The following is a 25,611-nucleotide window of genomic DNA, read 5'->3' as shown; positions in this document are numbered from 1 at the left end:
TACTCTGCTTTTCTTGGCGCCACCGCCAGACGGGTGACGGCTCGGATACTGTCAGGCGGCGATGGTGATGATCGTGCCGGTCTTCAGGGCGGCCACGAGCGCTTCCGGATCGACCGGCGATGCGCAGATTTCCCCTGGCCTCTCGGCCTCGGCGGCGCCGTTGAACGAGATGACGACATGGCCCATTTCAACCACCTTGCTCCAGGCGCTGGCGCCGATCGCCGTTATGGCAGCTGAAACCGGGCCGAGGGTGATCGACGCGCCCTTTTGAGGCGCGCCGTCGCTGGGTCCGTGCTCCGTCTTGTGGAGCACGGAAACCTCTGCAAGTTCCGGCGGCGAGCCATCCGCAAACAGTATGACCACGCCCGCTTCGGCGAGGTCCGCCACTTCGGGGCCGATGGCGGTGACCCGTGTTCTCAGAAGAACCGTCATATGGCGAACCTCATTTTGTACCTGTCTCTAGAACACGATCAGGCTGACGACCCAGGCGATCAGCACCGAGACCGGGCCCATGATCTGGCGGCTGATGAGCACCGCCGGAACCCCGATTTCGATCGTCTTCGGTTTGGCTTCACCGAGCGCCAGGCCGACGGGGACGAAGTCGCAGCCCACCTGGGTATTGTAGGCAAACAGCGCCGGCAGCGCCATTGCCGGCGAAATCGTGCCGTTGGCGATCTGCGGGCCGATGATGGCGACACCGATGACCTGCGCGATAACAGCGCCCGGCCCGAGGATGGGCGACAGGAACGGCAGGCCGCAGATCGCCGAGATGATCAGCAGGCCGACGATGTTGTTGGCCAGCGGACCCATCGGCTGTGCCAGCACATCGCCGATACCGGTGTAGAGGATCAGGCCGATGAGCATGGTCACGAAGGCCATGAACGGCAGCACGTTGCGGATGACCTGATCGATGGTGCGGCGGCCGGCGTTGAAGAAGATGCCGACGATACGACCCATGACGCGGCCGATCGTGCTGATGAGGCCGATCAGCCCGCCCTCGCTAGGCAGCGCCGTCGGCGTCGCATTGGTGTTGCTCGAACTCATCGCTGCTGCTCCCCCTGCGGTCGTGACCGTTTCGGATCCGTCCGCCATTGTGATGTTGGCCGGCTTCACGCCCGAAACGTAGATGTCCTCGGTGATGAACTGGGCCAGCGGCCCGGACTGACCGACCGGCGTCAGATTGACGGTCGGGATGCGCTTGCGCGGATAGACGCCGCATCGTGCGGTGCCGCCGCAGTCGACGACGACAACCGCCATCTCGCTTTCGATCGGCGGCGCCCTGAACCCGTCGACGGCTTCGGCACCAGTCATATCGGCGATGAGTTGCGCCACGGGATGAATGCCACCGCCGGTCACCGAAACAACCTTGCTTCGCTGCGCGGTCGGCTCGATGACCAGCGGGCCACCCCAGCCGGTCTTGCCCTGGGAAATCCGTACCGCTTTGTATGTCCTGTCCATGATGTCCTCCCCGCCCTTACAGCTCGACGCCCTGGCGGCGTGCCATGATGGCGGTGATGCGTTCGGTCAGCATGCCCTTGAGCAGGATGATGACGAGACCGACGATGGCGTACCAGATCGCCACCTTGACGTGGTAGCCGGCCACGACGACGCCCTTCTTCTCCAGCTCCAGCAGCGCGACGAGAATGCCGCCCCAGACGAAATATTCGCCGGGATTGATGTGCGGGAACAGGCCGAGCGGCGGGTGCACATAGGACACGGCCGCGTCATAGAAGGCCGGCTTGTGCTTTTCTTCCAGGAACGATCCGAACGTATAGGCCATCGGATTGGTGAGGAAGAACACCGCAAGCAGCGGCAACAGCGTGTAGCGAGTCAGTGCGATCCGGCCGGCGCCGCGCGCCAGGCCATGCACGCGCTCTTCGCCGACCAGTTCGGTGACGGCGTAGAAGGCCGTCATCAGCACCACCAGCGTCGGAATGATGCCGGTGACGAAGCCGGCGAACACCTCGCCGCCCTTCTGGAAGATGCCGATGAAGTACTTGCCGATGGCGGTCAGCCAGCCGAGTTGCTCTTCCTGCTGGACGTCTTTCAGCTTTTCCTTGAACTCATCGACGGTGATGGGTCCGCTGTCCGCTTGCGCCAGGACAACGAGATGGTCGGAGGCATGCTCGACAGCGAGCTTGCCATGCAAAGCAGCATCCGAGACCATGGCACCTGCGACATGCAGATTGTGCACGGCCATGTCGGCATGCTGCGCCAACAACGAAAATACAGACATTTCTCCTCCTTATGCCGCCCGCCGGTTAATCCCAGTCGGTGCGCGGCGTCCTCTCGTCCTCTAGGCCCTTGCTACGTTCAAACCGGACAGACCCGGCTTCTTCCCCGGCTCCGACCGTGTTTTGTCGATCTGTTCGATCGCCCGTTTCACGGCCTCGGCCACACCGGATTCCCCCTCCCCCATGATTGCAGGGTTGGACCGGAGCCGATCGAGGGGAACGCCCTCGAACTCTTCATGTCTTTTGAATTTGGTGAACACGGAACGGCCGCTCATCACCATCAGGCGGCGCACGACCAGATCGGGTGTCACCACGACAAGCGCGATGGTGCCCTTGGCCAATCGACCGCGAAAATTGCCGGCTCCGACGAAGCCATCCTTGTACTGATCGGTGACGCCCCTGAAGACATCCGAATAGTGCCGCATCTGCAGCCAGACGCCGAGCGATTGCAGCGCCCACACGATAACCAGCAGAAGCAGTCCCCACTGCCAAATCGCCATTCGGTTCTCCTCCCGAAGCCTCAGTTGAACCGCACCTTGGACCAGCACGCGACAACAGCAAAGTGAGAACATTTGTTTCCGAGAATGTCAATATGTATGATATTGACCTTATCTGCCATCATCCACAGGAACGCTGACAGATTTCGGCGACGGCGCCATTGTGCTACCCTGGCCGGGAAACAGGATACGAGGAATATGGATCTGCCCTTTAGGGACGAACTGGCCTTAATGCCCGACCTTCGCCATCGGTTGCGGCAGCTGCGCTGGTTCCGCGCCACCTTTCGCGGCAGCGCCAAGGTGGTTTCGGAGACTTTTGGCGTGCGCTTTGAAATCGACGAGGCCAAGCTCACCAGGGCCTTTCTCGACTGGGTCGAGATCATGGAGGCGCAGAAGCGCTTCGCCGCGATCGACCGCGCCGACTTCATCGTCTTTGCCGCCGGCCTCGTGCTGCGCGAGCTGATCAAACAGGCGCCGGCCAGGGAAATCTCCGGCCTCACTCAGCTGATCGAGACGGAAACGAATGCCGGCACGCTGGAAATCGTCCGCTTCTGGCCGGAGGGTTTCCTCTACACCAACTACTGCGTCTCGGTGATTTCGGCGATCCACGAGCAGGAATTCGGCACGGCACCCAGCATCGACAAATGCGCCGACGACCTGCGCACCTGGTGGTCTTATCGCGAGAACGTGACCGAGGTGCCGGCGTATGCGGTGGCTTTCCTCGACCGCTTCCTCGGCGCCGAGCCGAACTGGATAACGCCGGATCGAGCGCAGTCCCGGCAAGCCATGCAACGGGCGCTCGGGACTTCCCGTGCGAGCGATGCGCTGCGCCAGCTTTGAGCCCGTCGGCTTGTGGCCCAAACACCCGCGCTATTGAACATTTGATTTTTTGCCGATAGCGATGTGCGGAATTGACTCGATGGAGAAGCGCGTGGCGCGACCAAGGCCTATTATTTTCGATTGCGACGGCGTTCTCGTCGACAGCGAACCGCTGGCCGCCAGGGCCTATGAGCGCGTCTATGAAAAGCACGGCATGCCCGGCGTCCATGGCGGCATTATCGCCCAATGCGTCGGCATGAAGCAGTCCGACATCATCGCCAAGATCAAGGATTTGACCGGCCACCAGTTTCCGGCGGCGGCGGATGACGATATCTGGGCCGAGACCAAGGTGGTGTTTTCGCAGGAATTGAAACCGACACCGGGCATCACCGCGTTTCTGCGGACTCTTGCCGGCGACCGCTGCGTTGCCTCGTCATCCTCCGTCGAGCGCATCAACCACAGCCTGGCCGTTACGGGACTGGCGCGATTTTTCGGCGATGCGATCTACAGCTCCTCGATGGTCAAGAACGGCAAGCCCGCGCCGGACATTTTCCTGTTCGCCGCCGACAAGATGGGCGCCAACCCCGCCGACTGCATCGTCATCGAGGATTCGCCCTTCGGCATCCAGGGCGCCGTCGCCGCCGGGATGACGGCGATCGGCTACACCGGGGGTGGTCATACCTACGCCGAACATGGCGCACGGCTGATGGCGGCGGGTGCCGATTTCGTCTGCGTCGACTGGCATGAAGTTAGCCGGCAATTGGCTGGACTCGGTGTTCCTGCCTGATCTGCTAGCGAACAGGCAGTCCAAGACGGACCCAATCGCCAGGCGGGATCACTGGCCCGACACGGAAATTGAAAGACAAGACCCTCGTCGCATCGCTGTCGACCTCGCATCGAAAGCCCAGATGATACCAGGTGGTTGTCGTGCGGAAGGCTACATCGGGGGCGTCGAGGATGTTGCCAGCCTTCAGCGGAACACTTGGGATCAACTCGGGAAAATAGGAGGCATCCAGCAATTGCTGCTGCAACGCGCTGGCGCAAAGTTTGGCTGCCCGCTTGCCGCGAGGCACTCCGGCCATCGAGCTTGTGGCCGACGCGTCGCCGGTCGCGCCCTGTGAGTAGAGCTTGCGGACGCCCGGAAGGTCCGAATAGCGCCGCGATGCAGCGGCTACGTCCGTGGAACTTGGCCTCCTAGCGCTCTCGCTTGCGGACTTCGAGACCTTTGAAGGCTCGGGCTTTGGCGCATTTGCAGGCCTGGGCTTCGGCGCTTCGGCTGATGTGGGAAGCTCGATTGTGGGAAGCTCGGCCTCACTGTCGCTACCGGCCGTAGCCAATGGCGTTGGTGCCTCGGCCGTTTGCTTGTTTGCGTCGTGCGCGTCTTGTTGGACTGCCTGCTGTTTGTCTACGTCCTGGGCTGAAGCTGCCTGTTTCTCCTGCGTGGGCTCGGCCTGCTTGGCTGCGGTTGCCGGCTTCTCGCCGACTCTGGTTGAATCTGCCGGCGCGATGGATTTTTCCTCTGCCTGCTTCGGCACGACAGGCTTCGAATCCTCATCCTTGGCCGGCGCGGGCGAATTGTCTTCAGCGCTGGCCCCATCCAGGGATTTCCTGGGGCCGCCATCCTTGTCGCCGAACTGAAAAACGGGCTTCAGGACTTCGATTGGAGGGGGCTTGCGCGCCTGCTTTTCCGACGGAGGCGGTTTTTCAACTTTCTGTTCGGGCGGCTTTTCAACCTTCGGTTCCGGCGGCTTAGGGGGCAACACGGGAGCAGGTCTCGGCTTCGGCTGCTCGGGCGGAGGCACGAGCGCGACATTGACTGGCTGCTCCTCCTGCGGCTGTTCCGGAGGCGTGGGTATGCCATATACCAGGAGCGCCGCGACAAGCGCATGCAGGATCAGCGATGCGGGGATGCCCCACAACAGATTCCGACGCCGTTCTCCTGTCTCGCCCTTCATCCTGACCGATGTGGAATGAAATAGCGGCGGCTTCAAGCATAAGCACTGGATTGGCGCAATTTGGCCCCTGAGAGGTTGGTGATCTGGATCACCACGCGCAGGGCCTTGCTATCGAGGCGCGACTCAACAAGCGGCCGCCCGTCCGATTTCATCAGACCTGGGATCAGCTAGCTTGCTGCGGGCCCAGGACCCCGTTCAGAAGCCCCTGGTCCAGCCGCGTTTCTCCAAACCAGTTCAGCCGGTTGATGCTGATGAAGCCTGCATCGATCGCCGCGTTTTCGTCGCCCGGCTGGCTGGCATGGTCGCGGCCGCGCGGAATGGTGATGACCGTGCGATTACCATCGCTCTCCATGATCTCGGCCTTGCGGGCGATCTTGTCGCGGCCGATGCGCGGCTGCCTGACTTCGGCCGGCAGCGAAGTCGGCAGGTTGATGCTCAACCAATGGCCATCCGTCGCCCAGTCGGCACGCGACCGCCACAGTGAGGCGATCAGTGTGCCCAGCCACTGGTCATCGGCATCGGTGAAGTGAGGGTTCTTCACGCGAGAGAAGCCTATGGCAGGCAAGCCCCAGAAGGTCGCCTCTCGCGCAATCCCAAGCGTGCCGGAATAGGCGAGATCCTCGGCGACGTTGCGGCCGTCATTGACGCCCGCCAGCACCAGGTCCGGCTTCCGCGCATCGGCAAACAGCCACGTCATTGCGCTCACCACACAGTCGGCGGGCGTGCCGGAACAGGAATACCAGCCCGGCCTCACGCGCTGCATGGTCAAGGGCCGAGCGATCGTCAGCGACGAACCGGCGGCGGTGCGCTTGCCATCGGGCGCGACCACCCACACATCGTCGCTCAACAAGCCGGCGGCCTTGACGAGACGGGCAAGCCCCGGGGCTTCGATGCCGTCATCGTTGCAGATCAGAATTCTCATGGTTTTCTTGCCTCCGGCACCGTGATGCGCTGGCCGGTGCGGCATTGCGTGCGCAGCGGCGGGATGTGGCTTTTGAGATCATCGAGAAGATCGGCGGCGCAGGAATGACCGAGCGCCATAGGGCGCCCCGCTCTTTCCCAGATTTCGACATTGCCCGACAGCGTCGGATGGGTGGGCATGCGCACCCAGTCCGCCCGACCGGCCTTGTGCAACAGATCGCCCGGCGAGCCGGACGGCAGATGCCCGGTGAGCAGCACTGGAAAACCGGCCTGGTCGGCGCGCGGCAGCAGCCGCGACGAGGGTCCGGCCTCACCCATGCCGTCATCGGCAAGCAACGGAAGCGACGGCAGGGGATCGGCATCGGTCCAGTCGGCTGCATCCTGCAATCGGCGAAGCAAGAACTCCGAGACACCTGGCAGCAGGGATGCGGTGGCGCCGATCTGCGCTTCCAGTGACGAACGCATGCCGGCATGGATGGCAAACGGTCCCGGCAAGGCCGCGATCAATTCGAGCGACCGGCCCGACAGCGGCGTCGGCAAAAGACACCCCTGCGGATGCTTCGCAACCCACTGCGAAATCTCGCGCGCCCGCGCCGCGCCCGGCACTGGATCGGCGCCGTAGGAGGCGTCGAGGACAAGAAGGTCGCATTGCGGGATCGTGTCCATGACGAAGACATTGCTGTCCGGCACCACGTCGGCGGAATAGGCAACGCGGCTTTCGCCATCATCGACGGCAAACCAGACGCCGCCAACGACATGCCCTGACCGTCCAGTCCTGATGGAGAGATTGCCGCTCTCCAGCGTATCGCCGGGCTCGAAAAGCTCGACGCGATCTTTTGGAAAGGGGAACTGCTTAAGATCATTGGGGTCCGCGTAGCCGGCAAGTGCGGCCGGAGCCTCGTCGCGGGTCTCGGCCGTCATGAAGATCGGGCCGACATAGCCGCGCGACAACAGCCAGCTCAGCGCGCCGATATGGTCCTCATGGGCATGCGACACGAGCAGCGCGTCGATGTCGGCGATCGACCCGTTCAGCGCCGGATAATATTCTGCTCCGGAAGCGCCGACCTTGATGCCGATGTCGAGCAGGATGCGATCGTTTCCGCTGCTGACAGCAAGACTGGTGCGGCCCTTTTCCCCAAAGCCACCGAACAGATCGAGCATCATCATGATACCGCCCCCACCGCCGGGATCAGCCAGCCGGATCGTATCCGCAGGCGCGCCTGGGCTCCGCTCTCCAGCACGACCGGGTCGGGCTGTTCGAAATGCAAGATGAGGTCGGGGCTGGCGAAAGGCGTGAATTCGATGCGCGCCGAGCCGCCCTGGTAGATCACTCGCTTGACCAAGCCGTCGAAACCGGGGCCGTCCGGCGACACGTCGAGATCGGCTGACCGGCAGCAGATCCTTGCGCCAGCGCGCGGCCGCTCGCCAAGCCGGCAGCGGACAACCAGCTCAGCGCCGAGAACCCGGACCTTGCAGTGACCTGCCTGCTCCGCGCCGAGCACATCGGCGGGCAGCAAAATACCTTGCGAAATGAAGGACGCCACCATTTCATTTGCCGGCTCATGATAGAGTTCGCGCGGCGTCGCCAGCTGGGCAAGGCGCCCGCCATCCATCACCGCGATGCGGTTGGCCAGAGCCATCGCCTCGGCCTGATCATGGGTGATGTAGACGATGGTCGTGCCGGTGCGCTTGTGGAAGGACGCGAACTCGTCCTCCATAGAGGCCCTCAGATGCACGTCGAGATTGGCGAGCGGCTCGTCGAACAGCACCAGCGAGGGCGCGGCGACAAGGCAGCGCGCCAACGCCACGCGCTGGCGCTGGCCGCCCGAGAGATTGGCCGGCCGGCGGTCGCCCAGCCCTTGCAGGTTGACCAGCGCCAGCGCATCGGCAACCTTCCGGCGTGCGACAGCCCTATCGAGCTTCGCCACCTTCAGCGAATAGCCGATGTTTTCTGCCACCGTCATGTGCGGCCACAGCGCATAGTTCTGGAAGACGATGCCGACCCGCCGCTTCTCCGGCGCGACACTGCCGCCCTTGCCCGACACGACCTCGCTGCCGATGCGGATTTCGCCTGATGTCACTTTCTCGAATCCGGCGACCAGCCGCAGCAACGTCGTCTTGCCGCAGCCGGAGGGCCCGAGCACCGCCAGGAACTCGCCGTCGGCGACATCGATCGACACATCCTTCACCGCATCGAAATTGGCGAAGCTCTTGGTCACATTGTCCAGGCTCAATCGCGCCATGGCAGCACTCCGCTGGGAAGGTAGGGGGCAAGCAGATTGGTCACCAGCATCAGCATGAAGGTGACCGCCACCGTGATGACCGACATCGCCGCCGCGTAGTTGGAATCGCCGCCCTGCTCGAAGGAAAACATCACGACGCCGATCGTCTCCGAGCCCGACGACCACAGCAGCGCCGACACGGTAAGCTCGCTGAGCGCGGTCATGAAGATCAGCAGGCCGCCGGCGATCGCCGCGGGTGCGACGAGCGGAAAGATGATCGTGCGCATGCGCGTGAACAGCCCGGCGCCCGCCACTTGCGCAGCCTCCTCCAATGCCCGGTCGATCTGATGATAGCCGCTGATGGTTGGCCGCAGCGCCAGCACCAGGAAGCGGGCGAGGTAGGCATAGAGGATGATCCAGACCGTGTTGTAGAGCTGGATGCCGGTCAGCGGGATCGGCCGCAGGAACAGCAGCAGCGAGGCGATCGCCAGCACCACGCCCGGCAAGGCATAGGGCAATTCGACCGAAAGGTTGAGCAACCGCACCCAGCGCTGCTTGCCCCAGGCGATCAGATAGCCGATCGGCACGGCGACGATGACCGCGAAGAAGGCAGCCGCGATCGATAGCCAGAAGCTGTTGAAGAAGGCGCGATTGGCCGCGTCATGCTCGAACAGCACGAAACGATAATTGTCGAGCGTTATCGTCTTGGCGGTGAGCGCAATTCCGTAGCCCGGCACCAGCGACGTCAGCGCTAGCCCGAACAGCGGCAGGACCAGCACCAGGACGACCAGCAGCCACATGCCGGCCTGGACGGCGGGCCGCCACCGGCCGAGTTCATAGGGCTCGGCCGCCAGCGATGTCGAGCTGATGCGATAGTCGCGGCGGCGGCTCATGACCTCCTGGGCCAGAATACCCGCCATGGCGATGACGCCGATCAGCACCGACAGGAATGCGGTTTCGCCCAGCACGGCGGGGCCGCCGCCGGCCAATTTTTGATAAATCAGCGTTGGCAGCACGAGATAGTTGGCGGGAATGCCAAGGAAGGCCGGGATACCGAAATTGCCGACGCAGGACACGAAGGCGAGTGCCGCTGCCGCCATGATCGACGGCGTCATCAGCGGCAGCACGATGGTGATCAGCACGGTGAACCAGCCGGCGCCGCCCGCCCGCGCCGCCTCGACCAGTTCGCGCGGCAGCTTGCGCAGGCCGGCACGCACCAGGAGGAAGACCAGCGGGCCGTACTGCACGCCGAGCAGCAGGACAATGCCTGATGTGGAATAGAGCGGATTTTTGGTACCGAGCGGCGGTGCCGCGCCGAAGAGTTTGAGGAACGGGCTCGCCGGGCCGAACAGTTGCAGCCAGGCCAGCGCCGTCACCTGTGGTGCGATCATCAAGGGCATGACGTAGCAGAGCACCAGGGCACCGCGGCGACGGATATCGGTCAGCGTGATGAGGAGGGCCACCAGCGTTCCAGACAGCACCGCCAGCAGGGTGCCGCCGACGCCGACTACCAGCGTGTGCCAGGTCGCGATCCAGGTCGCTGGGCTGGCGAGCCCCGCCTTTATCGCGGCGGCCGACAGTGTGCCGCCGGGTGCGACGATCTCCTTGATGAGGCGCAGCATCGGCAGCAGCGACAGCAGGACGATGACGATGGCTACCGCCGCCGTCAGGGCCATTTCCTGGCCACGGCTTTCCCTGATCCGTGTTGACATGATTGCTTTTCCTGGGGATCGATCGGCCGATGCGCTCGGGTCTCGCCCGTCAGGGATGCCGTTGTGACGGCATCCCGCCGGGATTTGCCGGCTCAGCCGCCGAACAGTTCCGAGAACTTCGCCTTGTCGGCGACGGTCTTGGTGACGATTGCCTTGGTGTCGAACGGCATCACCTTGATCTTGACGCCTTCCGGCAGCCATTCGGGGCGGCCGACCGAGGCGCGCGCCGGCAGATAGCCCATGGACAGTGCGAGCTTCTGGCCGTCGTCGGAAAGAATGAAGTCGACGAACTTCTTGGCGCCGTCGACATTCTTGGCGGTCTTCATGATGGCGACCGGTTCGGTCACCGCCGGCACGCCTTCGCTGGGGAACACGAACTCGACCGGCGAACCCTTCTTCTTGGCATTCATCGCCATGAAGTCGACCAGGATGCCATAGGGCTTCTCGCCTGATGCCACCGACTTCAGCACGGCGCCATTGCCGCGCACGCTGACGGTATTGTTGGCCTTCAGCTTCTGGAAGAAATCCCAGCCATAATTGCTGTCGCCGACGAAGCCCGAAAGCAAGTAGGCGGCCGCACCCGAATAAAGCGGGCTCGGCATGACCAGGCCATCGGCATAGACGGGCTTGGTGAGGTCGGCCCAATGCTCCGGCTTTTCAGCGGCCGCTGTGTTGTAGACGATGCCGGTGGTGATCAGCTTGCTGCCGAAATAGGTCTTGTCGGCGTCATAGGCATCCGGCTCGATGCCATCAAGCTCTGCCTCTGGATAGGGCAGCAGCCGGTCGTCCTTCTTCAACAGCTCCATGCTGACCGCATCGGCGATCAGAAGCACATCGGGCTGCGGGCTGCCGGCGGCGAACTCCGCCGCCATCTTGGTGAGGATGTCGCTTGTTCCGGAGCGATAGATGTTCACATCGATACCCGGCTGCGCTTTCTTGAACGCATCTACGGTCTTGGCCGCGTCGGCTTCAGGCTGTGATGTATAAAGCGTCAGTGCTTCGGCGTTTGCCACGCCGGCAAACAAAGTTGCCGCGAGCGCCAGCTGGCTGGCCAGCAGCTTGATGAAGTGCGTCTTCATGAGACCTCCTGTCTTGTCTGTGCATGACCGGTCCGGCCCCTGGCCAGTTCCCCGTCTCTTCCTCCCTGCACGGCGCATATGACTGGTGGATGACACAGCGCATGAAACCCACAAAATATGTTCATATGTACAATGTCAATTACAAATGAACAGGGGTTGTGCGACAATCGACGTGCCGGAAACCGGCATCAGTTGACATCCGGCCGGCGTTTCTCCGAAGAGGGCATCCGGCCATGCCATGGCTCATGAGGGAGGAGGACCGATGCCCCCGGAAAAACCCACACCGGCTCGCCTCCCGATGGTCTCGTCGGATCTCAACGTCAAGACGGCGTGGCTCTACTATGTCGAAGGCTTCACGCAGGAGCAGATCGCCGAAAAGCTCGATGTCTCCAGGGTGAAGGTCATGCGCACACTTGCCGCCTGCACCGCCGAAGGCATCGTCGTCACCATGATCAATGCCCCGACGGCCGAACAGGTCGGGCTCGAGCGCGCGCTTGAGAAGCGCTGGGGTCTCAACGCCGCCGTGGTCATCCCGACGCCTTCGGCCCATGACCATCTTGAAAAGGCGATCGGCCATGCCGTCGCCGCCTACCTCGGCGAGCAGATGCGGGACGGCATGACGCTGGCGATCGGCGGCGGCGCGACGCTGCATGCCAGCCTCGGTTTCCTCGCCCGCCGGCAGCTGAAGCGCGCCTCCGTGGTGGCGCTCGTCGGCAGCCTGCCGCACTCGCAATGGATCAATCCGTCCATCGTCGCCGCCAAGGTCGCCGATGTCTTCGATGTGGACAGCTACCAGATTACCGCGCCGGTGATCGTCGACTATTCCTCGCTGCGCGATCTCCTCTGGGCACAGCCGACCCTGCAGGACGTACGCCAGCGCGCGGCCGCCGCCGACATCGCGCTACTGACGGTGGGCGACATGTCGCCGGATGCCACCATCTTCCGGCACGGCATCGTGCCATCCTCGCTGATCGCCTCGCTGAAAGCGAAGGGCGCGGTCGCCAACATGCTGTGCTATTTCGTCGACGCCAATGGCGCGTTGGTCGACCATGAAGTCAACGGACGTGTCATGGCCATCGATCTCGATGTTGTCGCCCAGGTGCCGAACGTGGTGCTGGCCGCCGGCGGCAAGCGCAAGGTCGCGGCGATCCTCGCCGCGCTGAAAGCCGTCAGCACCAATGTGCTGATCACTGATAGCAATACGGCCACGGCGCTGCTTGCCAAGGGTGGCTGAAACGGCTTCGATCCGACGGGTTTTTACGGGCTATATCAGCCCGCGCTCGCGCAAAAAATCCTCGACGCCGACATGGGTCATGGACTCGAACTCGGCGATCGCCTCGGCCACCCGCTTGCGCTGGGCCGCCAGCAGCGTGAACACCTGCTTCATCTCGCCGGAAACGCCAAAACGGCTCCAGCGCTCTGCGATATGCAGGGGAAGGCCGATGTCGGCGCAGAACGCATCCAGGCTGTCATAGCCGAGGCCGACGACAAGCTGCCTCGTCTCCTCCGCCGACATGCGCGGCTCGAAGGCGTGATCGTGCAGGCGCTGCGCCACCAGCTTGATATCGGACGGCGACGCGCCCATGACCTTGCTGAACAGGGTTTTGACGTCAGATGGGTCGAATGCGGGCATGTTGGCCTCCGTGGATAGCGATCCATCTAGAACATGGGTCAAGGGTCGGCGCCTGACAAGTCGTTTCTGTTTGTGAGCCGGCGCATCATCTGGCGCCGGCCTACAGAGCCTAGACCAGCATGCCCATCGGGTTCTCAATCAGCCGCTTGAAGGCGACGAGCAATTCGGCACCGAGCGCACCGTCGACGGCGCGATGGTCGGTCGACAATGTCACCGACATCACGGTGGCGATTTTGATCTCGCCGTTCTTGACCACTGCCCGCTCCTCGCCGGCGCCGACCGCCAGGATCGTCGCATGCGGCGGGTTGATGACCGCGGCAAAATCCTTGATGCCGAACATGCCGAGACTGGACACCGCCGTGGTGCCGCCCTGATACTCTTCCGGCTTCAGCTTGCGGCCGCGCGCGCGACTGGCCAGATCCTTCATCTCGTTGGAGATGGTGGACAGCGTCTTTTCGTCCGCCTTGCGGATGATCGGCGTGATCAAGCCACCCGGGATCGACACGGCAACGCCGACATCGGCATGCTTGTGCTTGACCATGGCGCTTTCCGTCCACGACGCATTGGCATCCGGCACCGCCTTCAGCGCCATCGCCATCGCCTTGATCACCATGTCGTTGACCGACAGCTTGTAGGCGGGAGCCTCGCCCTTTTCGGTCTTCTTCACCGGCGCCGCCGCATTGATCTGCGTGCGCAGCGCCAAGAGCGCATCGAGTTCGCAGTCGAGCGTCAGGTAGAAATGCGGGATGGTGGTCTTGGCCTCGACCAGCCGGCGCGCGATGGTCTTGCGCATGTTGTCATGCGGGACGAGTTCGTAGGAGCCCGCTTCGAACAAGCGCAGCACGTCCCCCTCCCCCTTGAGGGGAGGGTGGCCGGCCAACGGCCGGTCGGGTGGGGTCGCTTCGACCGGGCTCGGCGTTATGGCAGTGCTGGATTGGGCGGTGCCTTCTGAGGCGACGCCCTCCGTCCGTTTCGCGGACACCTCTCCCTCGAGGGGGGAGGAAAGTGCCGCATCGACATCGGCCTTCACCACACGGCCATGCGGGCCCGTGCCTGATATATTGGAGAGCGCAATGCCTGCCTCACGGGCAAGGCGCCGTGCCAAAGGTGTCGCGCGGGTTCTCCCCTCCCCCTCGAGGGGAGGGTGGCCGGCCGCAGGCCGGTCGGGTGGGGTCCTCTCGGCAGTGCTCGACGCGGGGGCGGTGCCTCCTGAGGCAACCCCCTCTGTCGACTTTGTCGACATCTCCCCCTCGAGGGGGGAAATTGGCGCATAGCTTTCATCGTCGGCATAGATCCACGCGACAGCCGCGCCGACCGCGATATCGACACCTTCCTTGCCGGTGACATCGCGCAGGACGCCGCTGGCCGGCGCGTCGATTTCCATCGCCGCCTTGTCGGTCTCGATCTCGAACAGCACATCGCCCTTCTTGACCCTGGCGCCTTCCTCGGCGAACCAGCGCGAGATCTGTCCGGTCGCCATGTCCATGTCGACCTTTGGAAGAATGACTTCGGTCGGCATGGGCTAGCGAACCCCTTTCACGAGGGCGCGCGCGGCGGTGATGATGTCGGGAACCTGCGGCACCGTCGCTTTCTCGAGTTCCGGATTGTAGGGGATCGGCGTTTCGGCGCCGCCCAGCCGCACGATCGGCGCGTCGAGGTAGTCGAACGCCTCGCTCTCGGCGATCATGGCGCTGACCTCGGCGCCGATGCCCAGCGTCTTGACCGCTTCGTAGACGCACATCAGCCGCGACGTCTTCTTGACGCTGTCGATGACGGTCTGCTTGTCCATCGGCCGGATGGTTCGCAGATCGACGACTTCGACGTCGATGCCTTCGCTCTCCAGCGCGGCAGCGGCGTCGAGCGCCTTCTGCACCATGATCGAGGTGGCGACGATCGTCAGGTCGCGGCCCTCGCGGCGGATATCGGCCTTGCCGATCGGCACCGTGTAATAGCCTTCGGGCACCGGGCCCTTCGTCTTGTAGAGCAGCTTGTGCTCGAAGATCATCACCGGATCGGGATCGGCGACCGCCGCCAGCAGCATGCCCTTGGCGTCGTAGGGCGTCGCCGGCTGGATGACTTTCAGACCCGGCACATGGCCGAGCCAGGCCTCGAGGCTCTGGCTATGCTGGGCCGCCGCACCGGTGCCGGAACCGGCGGGAAAGCGCATCACCACGGGAACCGAGACCTCGCCACCCAGCATGAAGCGCATCTTGGCCGCCTGGTTGACGATCTGCTCCATGGCGAGCGTGGCGAAATCGGAAAACTGGAATTCGAAGATCGGCCGCATGCCGGTGAGGGCAGCGCCCACCGCGACGCCCGCACCGCCCAGTTCCGAGATCGGTGTGTCGATCACGCGGCCAGCGCCGTAACGTTCGACCAGATCGCCGGTGACCTGGAAGGCGCCGCCATAGACGCCGATATCCTCGCCCATCAGGAAGACGCGTTCGTCCATGTCCATGGCGATCGCCATGGCTTCCTGGATCGCCTGGGCGTAGCTCAGTTCACGCACCATCGCGTCCATCACGCCTGCTCCGTATAGACATAACTCCCGGTGTCGCGAACGTCGGGCGACGGGCTCACCTTGGCGAACTCGATGCCGTCGGCGATCTCCTGCGCCACCGCGTCACGGATGGCCTCGATACCCTTGTCGTCGATGAAGCCGAATTCCCTGAGCTCGCTCTCGAACAGGGTGATCGGATCGCGGTTCGACATCCAGTCCTCGATCTCCTCCTTGGTGCGATAGCGGTTGCGGTCGCTCTTGGAATGGCCGCGATGGCGATAGGTCTTGGATTCGATCAGCGTCGGCCCCTCGCCCGCGCGGGCTCGGGCGACGGCCTGATGAGACGCCTCGGCGACCTCGGAGAAGATGTTGCCATCGACGATGACGCCCGGCATCGAATAGGCGGCGGCGCGCTCGGCGATGTTCTTGACGGCGGTCGAGCGGGCCGTCGATGTCGACATGCCGTAGCCATTGTTCTCGCACACGAAGATGACCGGCAGCTTCCAGATCGCCGCCATGTTGAGTGCCTCGTGGAAGGCGCCTTCATTGTTTGCGCCGTCGCCGAAGAAGGAGACTACGACCTTGCCGGTCTTCATCATCTTGGAGGAGAGCGCCGCGCCGACAGCGATCGGGATGCCGCCGCCGACGATGCCGTTGGCGCCGAGATTGCCCTTGCCGACATCGGCGATGTGCATCGAGCCGCCGCGTCCCTTGCAGTAGCCGGTGGTCTTGCCGAAGAACTCGGCGAACATGCGCTTGACCTCGGCGCCCTTGGCGATGCAGTGACCATGGCCGCGATGCGTCGAGGTGATCTGGTCATCCTCGGCGAGCGGCATGCAGATGCCCATGGCGCTGGCTTCCTGGCCGATCGACAGATGCATGGTGCCGTGGATGAGGCCGCGCGTGTAGCACTCCTCCGCGCCCTCCTCGAAGCGGCGGATGAGGTACATCTTGTAGAGCACCTGCCTGAGCTGCTCGGCGCTGTACTGGCGATAGACGAAGGGCAGGTTGGCGCGACTGTCCGCGACGGCTTTGCTGGCTCCGGCCATGATCACGCCCCCACGGACCCATAGACGAGCTTGTCCTGGCGGGCGCGCAGTTCGGCGATCTTGGAGCCCGCCGCGGGAGCTGCATTCGCATAGGTGATGAGCTCGCCCTTCTTGATCGGCGCCGTGACCGAGCCGCCCTGCAGCAGGCCGCAGGGAATGGCCTTGGCGGCGCGCGCCTCCGGCGTCGTCATGATCCAGGCGCGGTAGCAATATTCGCCGATCGCATCGAGCTTCTCGCCCGGCTTCATGTCCTTCTTGGCCACCGCGCAGACCTCGGCCACGGGCTTCGCCAGCGGCACCATGTCGGCCTTGCCGTAGAGCACGACGCGGGCGCAGGTCAGCGGCACTTCGAGCGAGGTCAGGTGATAGGGACGGTGGAAGGTGAAGTACGGGCCTTTGCCCATCTTCAGATCTTCCATGCGCTCCGAGATGCGCGGATGCGACATGTCGGCGACGACGAAGACGCCGGGCGCGACACCCTTGCCGATCGAATAATCGACGACGCCGACCTTCGACAGCACGCCGCCATCCTTCTGCGGCACCAGGACCTTGGACAATTCGCCGAGCGTCGCGGCCGGGCCGTGCATGCCAGCCTTGTCGGGAACCAGCCCGGTGGCGTTGGCGATCGCCGCCATCTCGACCATGGTCTTGGAGCCATCGACGAATTCGACCAGCATGCGCACATTCATGTGCCGGCGCCGGGCTTCCTCCTCATAATCGGGGGGAATGGCATCGACGTTGAGCGGATTGTTCTTACCCTTGCCGGCGGCAACGATCGGGTGGCCCATGGCCGAGACGAACTCGATCAGCTCCATACAGGAGGACGGCTCGTCCCCGGCACCCAGCGAATAGGTGACGCCAAGCCGGTCGGCCTCGCTCTTCAGATAGGCGCCGATGGTGACGTCGGCCTCGACATTCATCATCACCAGATGCTTGCCATGTTCCATGGCCCGCAACCCGATCTCGGCGCCGACGGCGGGAACCCCGGTGGCGTCGATGACGACGTCGATGAGATCATTGTTGATGACCAGGCTGGCATCGCTGGTGACCGCCACCTTGCCGGCCTCCATCGCCGCCGTCATCGCCGAGGCGTTCGAGACTTGGCGCGCATGCCCGGTTTCCTGGAAGGCGATATCGACCGCCTTGCTGGCGGCGGGCAGGTTCAGTTCGGAAATGGCGCCGATCTCGATGCCCGACATATGAGCGACGCGGGTGACGATGTCGGTTCCCATCTCGCCGGCGCCGATCAGCCCGATGCGGATAGGCTTGCCCGACTTGGCGCGTTCCTCGAGATCGCGGGCAAGACCCGTCAACGAAACATTGGAAGCCATACCGCTTATTCCTCCCACATTGCAGGCTTGTTCAATTGCCTGACGGGTATTGAACATATGTATTTCTGTCAAGACTAATGTCCATATTCCGTCGGCTTTTAGGCCACTTTCCCGGCAGTCCGGACGGGAGCGAAAAAGAGGCGGGGAATGCTCATTGTCGAGGTCGAGGTGCCATCCATCGACAGGCTGAACACGCTGCGCGATCTCATCGCCACTCATGGCGTTGTCGAGGATTTGACAACCGCGATCGTCCTGCGCCGCGACATTGAGCGCGCCGTGGATTGAGCGCTTCGATCAGGCGCCTATTTGGCAATCTCGAGCAAGGACGACACGAGCAGCTCTCGTTCGTCCTTCGACAGGACATCCGCGTCGAAGAGGTTCATGCTGCGCAACCCCTCAATGGCGAGATAGCAGACCAGCAGCGATTTGAGGTCTGGCGTCTCACCCTTCAGCCGCTCGAAAAGTTGCCGCTTGAATGTCTTTATCGGCGTCATGAAATCGGGATCCTCGGCGATCGCCGAGAATATCCAGGACGCGGACGGCCGCTTCTCCTCGCAATCATTGGCCGACAGCCTGATGTAGACGGCCAGCGGGTTTTCGTCCTTGTCATTCGCGCGGGCGGAGTCCAGCGCTTGCTCGAACTCGCGCAGATAGCCCTCGACCAACCCCTGCATCAATTTGGCCTTGGTCGGGAAATTGTAGAGCAGCCCGCCCTTCGATACGCCGGCGCGGCTGGCGACCGCTTCCAGCGACAGGCTGCCGGGCCCGGATTCCCGTGCGACGTCGGCCGCCGCGGCGAGAATCTTCTCGCGCGAGTTCGTTCGCTGGACTCTCATGGCGTCTCCCTTCGCAAACTTAGGCCCAATTGACAAGACCGTCCAGACGGTACAGTAAGATCGCCGTTATTTGAAATCGGGACCCGCAGTCGATATGTGTCCCGATGTCCGCGCTTCGCGCCGGATTTCGACTGAGGGGACTTCCTTGTTCAAGCGCATACTTCGTATCTTTCTTATCGTTCTGGTTCTGGCCGTGCTCGTCGTCGTGGTCGGCGGCATCGTCGGCTTCAACTTCCTGCGCGACAACGGCATCAAGCAATATTTCGCATCGATGAAGCCGCCGGCGGCAACCGTTTCGACGACCATCGCCAAGCCGTCGACCTGGACGCCGGGCGTCGAGGCGATCGGTACGGTCAAGGCGGTGCGCGGTGTCGACCTGACGGTTGAGACCACCGGCATCGTCAAAAGCATCCTTTTCCACGCCAACCAAAAGGTGGCGGACAATGCGGTTCTGGTGCAGCTCGACGACGCCGTCGAGCGCGCCGATCTGGACGCCCAGAAGGCGCAGGCCGCGCTCGATCAGACATCACTGGCCCGCGCCATCGAACTGACCAAGCGTGGCGTCGGCTCCGATTCGACGCTGGACACGGCGCGTGCGGCGGCCTCGGCCTCGGCGTCCCAGGTTACCAAGCTGCGGGCCGTGCTCGATCAGAAGCAACTGGCGGCGCCTTTCGGCGGTACGGTGGGCATTCCCAAGATCGATATCGGCCAGTACCTGGCCCCCGGCACCGCCGTGGTGACGCTGCAGGATCTCGACACGATGCGGGTCGATTTCTCGGTTCCCGAACAGCAACTCCCGTTGCTCAAGATCGGCCAGACGGTTCGGTTGGGCTTCGGCGGTGAGGACAGGCCGTTTGCCGGCGCCATTCGCGGCATCGACCCGAAGATCGACTCGTCCAGCCGGCTGGTGAACATCAGGGCGGAGGTCGCCAATCCCGACGGCAAGCTGACCCCTGGCCAGTTTGTGCAGGTGCGTGTCGAACTGCCTGAAGAGCAGAACGTGCTGACGCTGCCGCAAACGGCACTGACGACCAGCCTCTATGGCGACTACATATTTGTGGTGCGGCCGGCGAAGCCCGCCGAGGCGGCCCCGGCGCAGGCAGACAAGCCGGAAGAAAAACCCGCGGCGCCGGCAGCCGACAAATCGGCGGACGCCAAGCCCGCGGACACGAAGCCGGCCGATGCCACGAAGTCCGCGGCTGACGCAGCCAAGCCTGCCGCCGATGCGGCAAAGCCGGCGGACAAGGCTGCCGATCCGGCCAAGCCAGCGGCGGAAGGTGACAAGCCCGCGCTGGTGCTGTCGCAGGTGTTCGTCAAGCCAGGCCGGCACAATCAAGGCATGGTCGAGATCGTCGAGGGGCTGAAGACTGGCGACGAGGTCGTCACCGCCGGTCAGAACCGCCTCTTCAACGGCATGTCCGTCGTTGTGGACAACACCATCGACCCGACCAAATCGGCGAACAAGCAGGCCGACCCGCAATGAGCGTTTCCGATCTCTTCATTCGCCGGCCTGTCCTTTCGACGGTCCTTGCTTGCATGATCCTGCTCTTGGGTTTCCAGGGCATCTTCAACCTGTCGATCCGGCAGTATCCGAAGGTCGACGAAACGGCGATCACCATCACGACGGCCTATCCAGGCGCCAGCGCCGATCTGATCCAGGGCTTCATTTCCGCCCCGATCGCCCGCGCCGTCGCCTCGACCGAGAACATCGACTACGTCACCTCGTCCAGCCGCCCGTCCTCCAGCACCGTTACGGTGCAGATGAAGCTCGGCTCCAACCCTGACGTCGCGCTGACCGAAGTGCTGTCCAAGGTCCAGGGCGTGCGCGGCACCTTGCCGGACGCCTCCAAGGACCCTGTCATCGTCAAGGGCACCGGCCAGCAGTTCGCGATGATGTACATCTCGATGCAGAATCCGAACATGACGAAGGAGCAGCTGACGGAGTACATCGAGCGCGTCATCAGGCCACGCATGTCGACGGTCGAAGGCGTCGCCGACGTGCAGATCTTCGGCGCCCAGGAATACTCGATGCGCGTCTGGATCGATCCGATCAAGCTTGCCGCGCGCGGCGTGACGGCCTCCGAACTGCTGACGGCGATCAACAATTCCAACTTCCTGTCGGCGCCCGGCACCACCCAGAACGAGTATGTCGTCTCATCGATCACCGTGCGCTCGACATTGCAGACGCCGGAGGCGTTCGCCGAGCTGCCGCTGCGCTCGACCGACGGCAATGTGGTGCGGCTGCGCGACGTGGCTCGCGTCGAACTCGGCGCCGAGAACACCGATACCAGGGTCAGTTTCAACGGCAAGCCCGGCACCTTCCTCGCCATCTTCCCGACGCCGGCAGCCAATCCGCTGACCACGGCGGCGGCGCTCACCAAGCTGGTGCCGGAGATTCAGGAGACTCTGCCGAAGGGCATGACGATCGAGGTCGTCTACGACGCGACCGAGCAGATCAGCGCCTCGATCGAAGAGGTGTTCAAGACCATCGCCGAGGCGGTTGCCATCGTCGTCGTCGTCATCCTTTTGTTCCTTGGCTCCTTCCGTTCGGTGATGATGCCGATCGTCACCATCCCGCTGTCGTTGATCGGCGTCTGTTTCCTTTTGTTCGCGATCGGCTATTCGATCAACCTTTTGTCGCTGCTGGCCATGGTGCTGGCGATCGGCCTGGTCGTCGATGACGCCATCGTGGTGGTGGAGAACATCCATCGTCACATGGAAGAAGACCACATGTCACCGATGCAGGCTGCGTTCAGCGGTATGCGCGAAATAGCGTCAGCCATCGTTGCCATGACCATGACGCTGGCAGCTGTGTTCGCGCCGCTGGCCTTCACCGGCGGCCTGACCGGCGCGCTGTTCCGTGAATTCGCGGTCACGCTCGCCGGCTCGGTGGTGCTATCGGGCGTCATCGCCATCACCATCACCCCGATGATGTCGGCACGCCTCCTGAAATCCGGCACGCCGGGCCGTTTCCAGCGCATTGTCGACGGCACCTTCGCACGCGTCGAACATGTCTATGAACGGGCCGTCTCCGGCTCGCTCAACTATCGCCCATTGACGCTGATCATCGTGCTTGCGCTTGCCGGCGTGACCGGTTTCATGTTCACCAAGACCTCAACCGAGCTGGCGCCGGAAGAAGATCAGGGCTTTCTGCTCTCGATTGTGACAGGACCACGTTATGCGACGTCCGATTACACCGAGACATACGTCAATCAGATCCTCGGTCTGGTGAAGGATATTCCCGAGACACGGGCGCAGTTCTCGGCCGTTGCCTTCGGCGGCACGACAAACAGCGCCTTCGTCGGCTATGCCTTCAAGGATTGGGCGGAACGCAAGCGCAATTCGAAGGAACTGCAGGCCGACATTACGGCCCGTATTGCCAAAGTCGCCGGCGTCGAGGCCTTCGTCTTCGCGCCGCCGACGCTGCCGGGCTCCGGCGGCGGCCTGCCGATTTCCATGGTGGTGCGATCGACCGGCGCTTCCTCGGAGGTGTACGAGGTGGCCGAGCAGATCAAGAAAAAGGCGCAAGCCTCCGGCCGCTTCATCGTCGTGCAGAATTCCATGGCCTATGACGCGCCGGAAGTGACGGTGACCATCGACCGTGACCGCGCAGCGGCGCTGAACCTGCCGATCGCCGATATCGGCCGCACGCTGACACTGCTGGTCGGCGGCGCCGAAGTGGCGCAGTTCGACCGCGACTCCAACAGCTACGACATCATCCCGCAGGTGCCGCAGGAATTTCGCGACAACCCCGACAAACTCGGCGAATACTTCGTGCGCAGCGTAACGGGCGAGATGGTGCCGCTGTCGGCGGTGGTCAAGATTTCGACCAATGCGGCGCCGGCGGCAATCGAGCAGTTCAACCAGTTGAATTCATCGACGATTTCAGCGCTTCCGTTGCCCGGCGTCACCACTGGCGACGGGCTGAAAGCGCTGGAGGACATCGCCAGGGAGAGCCTGCCCGACGCCTTCTTCCTCGACTATTCCGGCCAGTCCCGACAGGAAAAGGAACAGGGCAACACCATCCTGATCGCTTTCGCGGCGGCCGTTGTCGTGATCTACCTGGTTCTGGCGGCGCAGTTTGAAAGCTTCCGCGACCCGCTGATCATCATGATGGCGGTGCCGCTGTCGATCTTCGGCGCGATCGTGCCGCTCAATCTGGGCCTCGGCACGCTCAATATCTATACGCAGGTCGGCCTGATCACGCTGATCGGCCTGATCACAAAACACGGCATCCTGCTTGTCGAGTTCGCCAACCAGCAGCGCGAAATCCATGGCATGCGGCGGCGTGACGCCATCATCGCCTCGGCCAAGGTACGCCTGCGGCCGATCCTGATGACGACAGCGGCGATGGCGCTTGGCGTTGTGCCGCTGATCACGTCCAGCGGCGCCGGTGCCGCGGCCCGCTACTCGATGGGCCTGGTGATCTTCACCGGCATACTGGTCGGCACCATGTTCACGCTCTTCGTCGTGCCCATGTTCTACACCTTCATCGCCAGCAAGGACCTGCCTCATCTGGCCGAGAAACCAGATCCCAAGCTGATGCCGGCACTGCCGAGCTAATTGCACAAAAAATAGCTGGAAATAGAAAGTGGCCGGATTTTTCCGGCCTCTTTTTCTGACGGTCGCTCCACGGCTTCGGCGCAATGGGCCGAAGGCAGCGACCCCGTCAGGCTACTTTACGATGACGATGCTGGTGTTGGTCGCCCCGAAGGTTTCGACGAGCTGGTAGAAATCGGCGGCGTTGTCGGGATGCAGCCGCACGCAGCCATGCGAAGCCGGCTGGCCGAGACGCTTGATCGCATAGGTCGCATGCACCGCGTAGCCGCCGCTGAAGAAGACCGAGTGCGGCATTGGGGCGTTGTCGTATTTCTTCGAGTACCACATCTCATGCATGCGGGTCGGCTTGAACGAGCCGGTCGGCGTCACATGGGCCCGGTCGCCGGTGGAAACCTTCCAGGCGAAGGTCGGGCGGCCGTCGACCGAGACTTCCATGATCTGCTGTGAAAGCGAAACGCGCGCCACGATCTTGTTGGCGGCGTGCGCGGCGCCCGAACCAAACAGCAGTGCGGCACCCGTCAAGGCGGCTGCGGTGATGTTGATGAGCTTGGCGGCAATGGCGGTATGCATGATGATGTTCCCCTCTCTCTGCCGGTCCAGCCGGCTCCAATTCGATGGCCGCTTATCCCAACGTCATGTTTCGAGCAGATTTCGCAAAACGCTCGTTTGTGTTTCGAATCTGTTTCCACTGGTTAACAAATGCAGCCCTTCCTAGAACCCGATAGGAGCGGTTCCGTAACCCGGCGGGCTAGGCCGAAATCGGAAACATGGGTATCCGCCTCTAAACGAAAGTGCGAATTATCACTATACGAAGAAAATCCGACAATCTCGAAACCGAATTGCAACAAAGCGCGGCTTCGAGCGGCATGATCCGGAAACGCGCCGCAAGCAAGGTTGACGCAACGAAAACAGCCGGTAACGAAACATGGGAACGAAATCGAACGCGCTGTCCTGGCTTCTCAGGATCAGCATCGCGACAACTGTCATCGGTGGCGTCGGCACGGTTGCCGGCACCCCATTGGCAAGGCTCGGCGCGATGACTTCAGGCGAGATTTCGACACTGCATGCCGCACTGTTTTTCGCCTCGGTCTGGATTGTCTCCAGCCTGCGCATCGCCCGGCTCAAGGCCCTCTGGCGGGTCGGCCTTAGGCTGACGGGTTTGCGCGGCCCCTCCGGCAACTTGCTGCCGAGAGGACCGAAGGCCCGCGCCGAGACGGGGGGTTCCGTGGGCGGCGCGGGCACTTCGGGGGTGTCCTGAAGCGACCCGCAACACGTTCATTTCTAAAGAATTGCCATTTTGGAGAACTGCTGCGATGAAAACGAAATTTGCCGCTTCGGTGCTGTCGGCACTGCTCTACGCGCAGGGCCTGCTCGGCTTTGCCGGCCTTGTCACCGTGCTGCTCAGGGACCGCGCCCATGCCAGCGAACTCACCATGGGCGGTGACATGCCGGTGGGCCCATCACTTCTGCTGGTACGCTGAGCGCCAGGAGCATCGGACCCAGAGATGGAAAAGCCGATGCCCAACAAAAGAGACCGCGTCAGCGTCCGGCAATCAGTCGGCGAATTGCCGCGGCGGATCGAAGCGGTAGCCGGCGCCGCGTATGGTGGTGATGGTTTCGGTGTCGAGCTTGCGGCGCAGCCGCACGATGCGCGAATCGATCGAGCGATCGAAGGCGTCGGCGTTTTCCGCCGGTGCGGCGGCGATGATATCGTCGCGCGTCAGCACCTTGCGCGGACTGGCCAGGAACAGCCTAAGCAGCGCCACCTGGCCCGGCGAGAGCTGTTCCTCCGTGCCGGAGCGATGCATGACCATGGCCGACCTCAGATCGACGGTCGCGTTCTCCAGCACGATCAGTTCCTGGATGCCCCTGCCGCGTCGCGAAAGCAGGCCGCCAACACGGGCAGCCAGCTCCCTGACATTGAGCGGGCTCTCGACGACGTCGGCCGCACCAAGCTCCAGCGCCAGCACCTTGTCGACGAGATCGGCCGGCCGGCAGATCAGGATGAAATCCGGCCCGCCCTCGCCGCCCCCGCCTTGGCCGCCATAACGCCGGAGCAGGTCCCGCCCCTCCGCCTGGCTGAGACTGTCGCCGACGACGACGACATCGATGCCCTTTCCCGACAGCAGCGATTCGGCCTCCCAGGGCTGGCGCGCCTGATGCACATCATGGCCGCGCCGCTCAAGATGGTCGGCGAGCTCGGTCGCGACCACTTCGGCAACGGAAACAAGCGCGATGATCGATCGTGCGGCCATGTTTTCCA

General features: G+C 63.3%; 25 protein-coding genes and 1 pseudogene. 8 read left to right on the top strand and 18 right to left on the bottom strand.

Features of this window, described 5'->3' with window-relative positions; translation table 11 throughout:
* Window positions 1–51: 51 nt before the first annotated feature.
* From NKG99_RS21965 to NKG99_RS21950, 4 genes are read right to left on the bottom strand one after another with little or no spacing between them, the layout of a single operon-like run.
* Complete coding sequence (locus NKG99_RS21965) at window positions 52–432, bottom strand: PTS glucitol/sorbitol transporter subunit IIA (protein WP_352870713.1); 381 nt, start codon at window positions 430–432, stop codon at window positions 52–54.
* 27 nt (window positions 433–459) lie between these two features.
* A complete protein-coding gene (gene srlE / locus NKG99_RS21960) occupies window positions 460–1,458 on the bottom strand; it encodes a PTS glucitol/sorbitol transporter subunit IIB (RefSeq protein WP_352870712.1) in 999 nt (332 codons plus the stop codon).
* A 16-nt stretch (window positions 1,459–1,474) separates the two neighbouring features.
* Entirely contained in the window at window positions 1,475–2,236 is a 762-nt protein-coding gene (gene srlA / locus NKG99_RS21955) for a PTS glucitol/sorbitol transporter subunit IIC (protein ID WP_352870710.1), read from the bottom strand.
* A gap of 60 nt (window positions 2,237–2,296) precedes the next feature.
* On the bottom strand, window positions 2,297–2,734 hold the full coding sequence (locus NKG99_RS21950; RefSeq protein WP_352870709.1) for a transcriptional regulator GutM: 438 nt from the start codon (window positions 2,732–2,734) through the stop codon (window positions 2,297–2,299).
* Between the two features lie 195 nt (window positions 2,735–2,929).
* Between NKG99_RS21950 and NKG99_RS21945 the strand changes: the two genes are divergently transcribed.
* Together NKG99_RS21945 and NKG99_RS21940 are read left to right on the top strand one after the other, a co-directional pair.
* Window positions 2,930–3,571 (top strand): hypothetical protein, encoded by a 642-nt coding sequence (locus tag NKG99_RS21945; protein ID WP_352870708.1) that lies wholly within the window; start codon window positions 2,930–2,932, stop codon window positions 3,569–3,571.
* 91 nt (window positions 3,572–3,662) lie between these two features.
* The gene (locus NKG99_RS21940; protein ID WP_352870707.1) at window positions 3,663–4,337 is read left to right on the top strand and encodes an HAD family hydrolase; all 675 of its coding nucleotides are present in this window, start codon (window positions 3,663–3,665) and stop codon (window positions 4,335–4,337) included.
* Between the two features lie 4 nt (window positions 4,338–4,341).
* Here the strand turns inward: NKG99_RS21940 and NKG99_RS21935 are convergent, their stop codons facing one another.
* The 6 genes from NKG99_RS21935 to NKG99_RS21910 all read right to left on the bottom strand — a co-directional run bounded on the left by NKG99_RS21935 (window position 4,342) and on the right by NKG99_RS21910 (window position 11,439).
* Entirely contained in the window at window positions 4,342–5,505 is a 1,164-nt protein-coding gene (locus tag NKG99_RS21935) for a DUF930 domain-containing protein (RefSeq protein ID WP_352870706.1), read from the bottom strand.
* 163 nt (window positions 5,506–5,668) lie between these two features.
* Complete coding sequence (locus NKG99_RS21930; protein WP_352870705.1) at window positions 5,669–6,427, bottom strand: 5'/3'-nucleotidase SurE; 759 nt, start codon at window positions 6,425–6,427, stop codon at window positions 5,669–5,671.
* Complete coding sequence (locus tag NKG99_RS21925; protein WP_352870754.1) at window positions 6,424–7,590, bottom strand: MBL fold metallo-hydrolase; 1,167 nt, start codon at window positions 7,588–7,590, stop codon at window positions 6,424–6,426. The genes NKG99_RS21930 and NKG99_RS21925 overlap by 4 nt, the downstream gene beginning before the upstream one ends.
* Entirely contained in the window at window positions 7,590–8,669 is a 1,080-nt protein-coding gene (locus NKG99_RS21920; protein ID WP_352870704.1) for an ABC transporter ATP-binding protein, read from the bottom strand. The genes NKG99_RS21925 and NKG99_RS21920 overlap by 1 nt, the downstream gene beginning before the upstream one ends.
* Window positions 8,657–10,360, bottom strand: a complete 1,704-nt coding sequence (locus tag NKG99_RS21915) for an ABC transporter permease (protein WP_352870703.1) — start codon at window positions 10,358–10,360, stop codon at window positions 8,657–8,659. Before NKG99_RS21915 ends, NKG99_RS21920 begins: the two co-directional genes overlap by 13 nt.
* 92 nt (window positions 10,361–10,452) lie before the next feature.
* A complete protein-coding gene (locus NKG99_RS21910; protein ID WP_352870702.1) occupies window positions 10,453–11,439 on the bottom strand; it encodes an ABC transporter substrate-binding protein in 987 nt (328 codons plus the stop codon).
* Between the two features lie 262 nt (window positions 11,440–11,701).
* Between NKG99_RS21910 and NKG99_RS21905 the strand changes: the two genes are divergently transcribed.
* Window positions 11,702–12,673: a sugar-binding transcriptional regulator gene (locus tag NKG99_RS21905; RefSeq protein WP_352870701.1), complete on the top strand. Its 972-nt coding sequence runs from the start codon at window positions 11,702–11,704 to the stop codon at window positions 12,671–12,673.
* A 30-nt stretch (window positions 12,674–12,703) separates the two neighbouring features.
* Here NKG99_RS21905 and NKG99_RS21900 read toward each other — a convergent pair whose 3' ends face one another.
* The 5 genes from NKG99_RS21900 to NKG99_RS21880 all read right to left on the bottom strand — a co-directional run bounded on the left by NKG99_RS21900 (window position 12,704) and on the right by NKG99_RS21880 (window position 17,952).
* Window positions 12,704–13,072, bottom strand: coding sequence for a hypothetical protein (locus NKG99_RS21900; RefSeq protein WP_352870700.1), 369 nt, complete (start codon window positions 13,070–13,072; stop codon window positions 12,704–12,706).
* A 109-nt stretch (window positions 13,073–13,181) separates the two neighbouring features.
* A complete protein-coding gene (locus NKG99_RS21895) occupies window positions 13,182–14,591 on the bottom strand; it encodes a pyruvate dehydrogenase complex dihydrolipoamide acetyltransferase (protein WP_352870699.1) in 1,410 nt (469 codons plus the stop codon).
* A gap of 3 nt (window positions 14,592–14,594) precedes the next feature.
* Window positions 14,595–15,593, bottom strand: coding sequence for an alpha-ketoacid dehydrogenase subunit beta (locus NKG99_RS21890; protein ID WP_352870698.1), 999 nt, complete (start codon window positions 15,591–15,593; stop codon window positions 14,595–14,597).
* Window positions 15,593–16,621, bottom strand: a complete 1,029-nt coding sequence (locus tag NKG99_RS21885; RefSeq protein WP_352870697.1) for a thiamine pyrophosphate-dependent dehydrogenase E1 component subunit alpha — start codon at window positions 16,619–16,621, stop codon at window positions 15,593–15,595. The genes NKG99_RS21890 and NKG99_RS21885 overlap by 1 nt, the downstream gene beginning before the upstream one ends.
* A gap of 2 nt (window positions 16,622–16,623) precedes the next feature.
* Window positions 16,624–17,952 (bottom strand): NAD(P)H-dependent oxidoreductase, encoded by a 1,329-nt coding sequence (locus NKG99_RS21880; protein WP_352870696.1) that lies wholly within the window; start codon window positions 17,950–17,952, stop codon window positions 16,624–16,626.
* A 150-nt stretch (window positions 17,953–18,102) separates the two neighbouring features.
* Here NKG99_RS21880 and NKG99_RS21875 point away from each other — a divergent pair.
* Window positions 18,103–18,237 (top strand): annotated as a pseudogene (locus tag NKG99_RS21875) (Lrp/AsnC family transcriptional regulator); the annotation flags it as partial.
* A 17-nt stretch (window positions 18,238–18,254) separates the two neighbouring features.
* Here NKG99_RS21875 and NKG99_RS21870 read toward each other — a convergent pair.
* Window positions 18,255–18,788 carry a TetR/AcrR family transcriptional regulator gene (locus NKG99_RS21870; RefSeq protein WP_352870695.1) on the bottom strand — a complete coding sequence of 178 codons (534 nt, stop codon included), beginning with the start codon at window positions 18,786–18,788 and terminating at the stop codon, window positions 18,255–18,257.
* 145 nt (window positions 18,789–18,933) lie between these two features.
* Between NKG99_RS21870 and NKG99_RS21865 the strand changes: the two genes are divergently transcribed.
* Complete coding sequence (locus NKG99_RS21865) at window positions 18,934–20,271, top strand: efflux RND transporter periplasmic adaptor subunit (RefSeq protein WP_352870694.1); 1,338 nt, start codon at window positions 18,934–18,936, stop codon at window positions 20,269–20,271.
* The gene (locus tag NKG99_RS21860; RefSeq protein ID WP_352870693.1) at window positions 20,268–23,351 is read left to right on the top strand and encodes an efflux RND transporter permease subunit; all 3,084 of its coding nucleotides are present in this window, start codon (window positions 20,268–20,270) and stop codon (window positions 23,349–23,351) included. The genes NKG99_RS21865 and NKG99_RS21860 overlap by 4 nt, the downstream gene beginning before the upstream one ends.
* A 111-nt stretch (window positions 23,352–23,462) precedes the next feature.
* Here NKG99_RS21860 and NKG99_RS21855 read toward each other — a convergent pair whose 3' ends face one another.
* Window positions 23,463–23,918 carry a L,D-transpeptidase gene (locus NKG99_RS21855; protein WP_352870692.1) on the bottom strand — a complete coding sequence of 152 codons (456 nt, stop codon included), beginning with the start codon at window positions 23,916–23,918 and terminating at the stop codon, window positions 23,463–23,465.
* A gap of 355 nt (window positions 23,919–24,273) precedes the next feature.
* Here NKG99_RS21855 and NKG99_RS21850 point away from each other — a divergent pair, with 355 nt between their 5' ends.
* The gene (locus tag NKG99_RS21850; protein WP_352870691.1) at window positions 24,274–24,606 is read left to right on the top strand and encodes a hypothetical protein; all 333 of its coding nucleotides are present in this window, start codon (window positions 24,274–24,276) and stop codon (window positions 24,604–24,606) included.
* Between the two features lie 55 nt (window positions 24,607–24,661).
* Window positions 24,662–24,829: a hypothetical protein gene (locus tag NKG99_RS21845; protein WP_352870690.1), complete on the top strand. Its 168-nt coding sequence runs from the start codon at window positions 24,662–24,664 to the stop codon at window positions 24,827–24,829.
* Window positions 24,830–24,901: 72 nt separating this feature from the next.
* On the opposite strand, the gene NKG99_RS21840 is transcribed toward NKG99_RS21845, so the two are convergent.
* Window positions 24,902–25,603 (bottom strand): winged helix-turn-helix domain-containing protein, encoded by a 702-nt coding sequence (locus tag NKG99_RS21840; RefSeq protein ID WP_352870689.1) that lies wholly within the window; start codon window positions 25,601–25,603, stop codon window positions 24,902–24,904.
* Window positions 25,604–25,611: the final 8 nt, after the last annotated feature.

Source organism: Mesorhizobium sp. M1409 (genome assembly GCF_040317535.1).
Taxonomy (GTDB): domain Bacteria; phylum Pseudomonadota; class Alphaproteobacteria; order Rhizobiales; family Rhizobiaceae; genus Mesorhizobium.
This window is presented reverse-complemented; position numbering and strand designations above follow the sequence as displayed.

What these genes read in the sequence shown, in the direction of transcription:
- NKG99_RS21965 (WP_352870713.1), bottom strand. Translation starts at nt 432, where the DNA reads ATGACGGTTCTTCTGAGAACACGGGTCACCGCCATCGGCCCCGAAGTG.
- srlE (WP_352870712.1), bottom strand. Translation starts at nt 1,458, where the DNA reads ATGGACAGGACATACAAAGCGGTACGGATTTCCCAGGGCAAGACCGGC.
- srlA (WP_352870710.1), bottom strand. Translation starts at nt 2,236, where the DNA reads ATGTCTGTATTTTCGTTGTTGGCGCAGCATGCCGACATGGCCGTGCAC.
- NKG99_RS21950 (WP_352870709.1), bottom strand. Translation starts at nt 2,734, where the DNA reads ATGGCGATTTGGCAGTGGGGACTGCTTCTGCTGGTTATCGTGTGGGCG.
- NKG99_RS21945 (WP_352870708.1), top strand. Translation starts at nt 2,930, where the DNA reads ATGGATCTGCCCTTTAGGGACGAACTGGCCTTAATGCCCGACCTTCGC.
- NKG99_RS21935 (WP_352870706.1), bottom strand. Translation starts at nt 5,505, where the DNA reads ATGAAGGGCGAGACAGGAGAACGGCGTCGGAATCTGTTGTGGGGCATC.
- NKG99_RS21930 (WP_352870705.1), bottom strand. Translation starts at nt 6,427, where the DNA reads ATGAGAATTCTGATCTGCAACGATGACGGCATCGAAGCCCCGGGGCTT.
- NKG99_RS21925 (WP_352870754.1), bottom strand. Translation starts at nt 7,590, where the DNA reads ATGATGCTCGATCTGTTCGGTGGCTTTGGGGAAAAGGGCCGCACCAGT.
- NKG99_RS21920 (WP_352870704.1), bottom strand. Translation starts at nt 8,669, where the DNA reads ATGGCGCGATTGAGCCTGGACAATGTGACCAAGAGCTTCGCCAATTTC.
- NKG99_RS21915 (WP_352870703.1), bottom strand. Translation starts at nt 10,360, where the DNA reads ATGTCAACACGGATCAGGGAAAGCCGTGGCCAGGAAATGGCCCTGACG.
- NKG99_RS21910 (WP_352870702.1), bottom strand. Translation starts at nt 11,439, where the DNA reads ATGAAGACGCACTTCATCAAGCTGCTGGCCAGCCAGCTGGCGCTCGCG.
- NKG99_RS21905 (WP_352870701.1), top strand. Translation starts at nt 11,702, where the DNA reads ATGCCCCCGGAAAAACCCACACCGGCTCGCCTCCCGATGGTCTCGTCG.
- NKG99_RS21900 (WP_352870700.1), bottom strand. Translation starts at nt 13,072, where the DNA reads ATGCCCGCATTCGACCCATCTGACGTCAAAACCCTGTTCAGCAAGGTC.
- NKG99_RS21895 (WP_352870699.1), bottom strand. Translation starts at nt 14,591, where the DNA reads ATGCCGACCGAAGTCATTCTTCCAAAGGTCGACATGGACATGGCGACC.
- NKG99_RS21890 (WP_352870698.1), bottom strand. Translation starts at nt 15,593, where the DNA reads ATGGACGCGATGGTGCGTGAACTGAGCTACGCCCAGGCGATCCAGGAA.
- NKG99_RS21885 (WP_352870697.1), bottom strand. Translation starts at nt 16,621, where the DNA reads ATGGCCGGAGCCAGCAAAGCCGTCGCGGACAGTCGCGCCAACCTGCCC.
- NKG99_RS21880 (WP_352870696.1), bottom strand. Translation starts at nt 17,952, where the DNA reads ATGGCTTCCAATGTTTCGTTGACGGGTCTTGCCCGCGATCTCGAGGAA.
- NKG99_RS21870 (WP_352870695.1), bottom strand. Translation starts at nt 18,788, where the DNA reads ATGAGAGTCCAGCGAACGAACTCGCGCGAGAAGATTCTCGCCGCGGCG.
- NKG99_RS21860 (WP_352870693.1), top strand. Translation starts at nt 20,268, where the DNA reads ATGAGCGTTTCCGATCTCTTCATTCGCCGGCCTGTCCTTTCGACGGTC.
- NKG99_RS21855 (WP_352870692.1), bottom strand. Translation starts at nt 23,918, where the DNA reads ATGCATACCGCCATTGCCGCCAAGCTCATCAACATCACCGCAGCCGCC.
- NKG99_RS21850 (WP_352870691.1), top strand. Translation starts at nt 24,274, where the DNA reads ATGGGAACGAAATCGAACGCGCTGTCCTGGCTTCTCAGGATCAGCATC.
- NKG99_RS21845 (WP_352870690.1), top strand. Translation starts at nt 24,662, where the DNA reads ATGAAAACGAAATTTGCCGCTTCGGTGCTGTCGGCACTGCTCTACGCG.
- NKG99_RS21840 (WP_352870689.1), bottom strand. Translation starts at nt 25,603, where the DNA reads ATGGCCGCACGATCGATCATCGCGCTTGTTTCCGTTGCCGAAGTGGTC.